3 protein-coding genes are annotated in these 2,509 nt (G+C 70.2%); 1 reads left to right on the top strand and 2 read right to left on the bottom strand.

All coding sequences use genetic code 11. The features are described 5' to 3' along the window. A partial coding sequence (locus AB0302_RS11360) for an IS256 family transposase (protein WP_366372164.1) occupies window positions 1-1,068 on the top strand: 1,068 nt, incomplete at its 5' end. A gap of 188 nt (window positions 1,069-1,256) precedes the next feature. Here the strand turns inward: AB0302_RS11360 and AB0302_RS11355 are convergent. Both AB0302_RS11355 and AB0302_RS11350 read right to left on the bottom strand, forming a co-directional pair. After that, entirely contained in the window at window positions 1,257-1,874 is a 618-nt protein-coding gene (locus AB0302_RS11355) for a class I SAM-dependent methyltransferase (RefSeq protein WP_366372162.1), read from the bottom strand. Then, window positions 1,871-2,404 carry a GNAT family protein gene (locus tag AB0302_RS11350; RefSeq protein WP_366372160.1) on the bottom strand — a complete coding sequence of 178 codons (534 nt, stop codon included), beginning with the start codon at window positions 2,402-2,404 and terminating at the stop codon, window positions 1,871-1,873. Before AB0302_RS11350 ends, AB0302_RS11355 begins: the two co-directional genes overlap by 4 nt. Between the last annotated feature and the right edge of the window lie 105 nt (window positions 2,405-2,509).

Below are 2,509 nucleotides of genomic sequence, written 5' to 3'. Positions count from 1 at the left end.
GCTGGCACCCACATAGGAGCGGCACGAAACCCGGGACGCTTCACGATCGACGTGGCCATCCCGAAACTGCGCGCCGGCACGTACTTCCCAGAGTGGCTGCTCGAGCGACGCAAGCGGGCCGAGTCCGCGTTGATCACGGTCGTCGCCGACTGCTACCTCGCTGGGGTCTCCACCCGACGCATGGACAAGCTCGTGCGCCAGCTGGGCATCGACTCGCTCTCGAAGTCCCAGGTCAGCCGGATGGCCGCCGAGCTGGACGAGCACATCGACGCGTTCCGGCACCGCCCGCTGGGGGATGCCGGCCCGTTCGTGTTCCTCGCCGCGGACGCCCTGACCATGAAGGTTCGCGAGGGTGGTCGGGTGATCAACGCGGTGGCCATGGTCGCCACCGGCGTCAACGCTGACGGGCGACGTGAGGTACTCGGGCTGCGGGTGGCCACCACGGAGTCAGGCGCGGCGTGGAACGAGTTCTTCGCTGATCTGGTCGCCCGCGGCCTTCACGGGGTGAGACTGGTGACTTCGGACTCCCACCGTGGCCTGGTCGAAGCCATCGCGGCGAACCTGCCCGGGGCCGTGTGGCAGCGGTGCCGCACGCACTATGCCGCGAACCTGATGGCGGTGACCCCGAAGGCCATGTGGCCGGCGGTGAAGGCCATGCTCCACAGCGTCTACGACCAGCCTGACGGGCCGGCGGTGCACGCCCAGTTCGACCGGCTCTTGGACTACGTGGCCGAGCGGTTGCCCGCCGTGGCTGGGCACCTCGATGCTGCTCGGGAGGACATCCTCGCGTTCATCTCGTTCCCGAAGGACGTGTGGTCCCAGATCTGGTCGAACAACCCTGCCGAGCGCCTGAATCGGGAGATCCGGCGCCGCACGGACGCGGTGGGCATCTTCCCGAACCGGGATGCCGTGGTGCGGCTCGTGGGGGCCGTGTTGGCTGAGCAGACGGATGAGTGGGCCGAGGGCCGCCGGTACCTCGGTCTCGAGCTGCTGGCCCGCTGCCGCGAGCCCCTCACGCAAGAACCGGGCACCGTGATGGGCACGGAGGTGATGCCGGCCCTGGCCTGATTCTCATGCCTCGAAGACGGTTACACCACTTCCAGGGACTTGACCACATCCGGGGCGCCGCGTGCCACAAACGACGGTTCGTGGCGCCCAAGGCGAGCGCTCGCTGACTGTCAAGACGCGGCGAGGAGCGCACGCGAATCGCGAAGGACGGTTCCTTGGAAGGCTTGGGGCGGAGAGCGCCAGACGCCTCAGCTCCGGTTGGACTCGATCCATCCGTGCCGGCGGGCCCCCGGGTCCTGCCGTGTGCCGCGGTCGACCACGGTGAACCCCGCCGCGGTCATCACGCCCGCGAGCTCATCTACCGGCCAGTACCAAGCCGTGGTGACGGCGTGATCGAAGGCCTCCACCTGGTCTGACGCGAAGAAGCCCAGCAGCAGCGAGCCGCCTGGGCGCAGCGCCTGGTGCGCGCGCTCGAGAAGGGCAGGCATCTCCACCGGCGGCGTGTGGATGATTGAGTACCAGCCCAGGATCCCGTCGAAGGCGGCTACGGGCAGGGTCTGAAACGAGCCCGGTTTCACGCGTACCTCCGGGTGGGTTCGGCGCGCATGGGTGACGAACTCTTCGACCGGCTCGATGCCCGTCACCTCATGGCCCCGCGAGGCCAGGTGTGCGGTCCAGTGGGCCGGCCCGCAGCCGACGTCGGCCAGAACCCCATCCACCCGGTCGGCCCAGGCTTCGACCAGGAGCCTGTCGTCCTCGGCCACGGCGTCCATGGTCCCCAGCAGCTCCGTGTACTCGGCCGCGCGGGCGCCATAGGCGGCCGAGCTGGTGGAAAGTCCTTCCCGGGCGGCGTCGTCAGGGGTCACCGCTGCCCCTCCGCCGGCGCGAGGATCTGCCAGAGCTCGTGGTCCTGCCAGCGGCCGGCGATCCGCAGATACTGCGGGGCCAGGCCGTACCGCTGGAACCCGTGGTGTTCCAGCACGCGGCGGGAGGCGTGGTTGTGGGGGAGGATCTCGGCCTGCACGCGGTGTAGTCCGAGCTCGCCGAAGGCGATCTGCAGGGCCTGCCCGACGGCGGCGGTCGCCCCGCCGCGGCCGGCCGCCTCGCGGGCGATCCAGTAGCCGATCGAGCAGAACTGCCCGGCCCCGCGGACCACGCTGGCCAGGGTGAGACGGCCGAAGATCGAGCCCGCCGCGTCGGTGATGAGGAACGCGTAGGAGCGGTCGGCGGCCCGGTCGCGCTCTGCCTGTTCGAGGGCCTCGCGTTGGCCGGCCTCGGTGAACCATTGGGCGGGGCGCTCCGGCGCCCACGGGGCAAGGTGCTCGCGTTGGCTCCGTGCCAGCGCGGCGAGGGCCTCGGCGTCGTCGAGGACGGCGGGACGCAGACGGACGGGCATGGGTCGAGGGTAGCGATCGTGATCCCGTGCGCCGCTCAACCGAGGGGCGGGAGGGCCGGTATCAACCCTTCAGGCCCTGATCGACGTATGAATCAAATTGGCGCG

Origin of the sequence: Micrococcus sp. NPDC078436 (genome assembly GCF_040702705.1) — a bacterium.
In the GTDB taxonomy this organism is placed as follows: Bacteria; Actinomycetota; Actinomycetes; order Actinomycetales; family Micrococcaceae; genus Micrococcus.
Note: the sequence above shows the minus strand (reverse complement) of the source record. Positions and strands in the feature narration are given on the sequence as shown.

Bases quoted from the DNA above. Each gene is read 5' to 3' on its own strand.
- AB0302_RS11350 (WP_366372160.1), bottom strand. From the start codon at position 2,404: ATGCCCGTCCGTCTGCGTCCCGCCGTCCTCGACGACGCCGAGGCCCTC.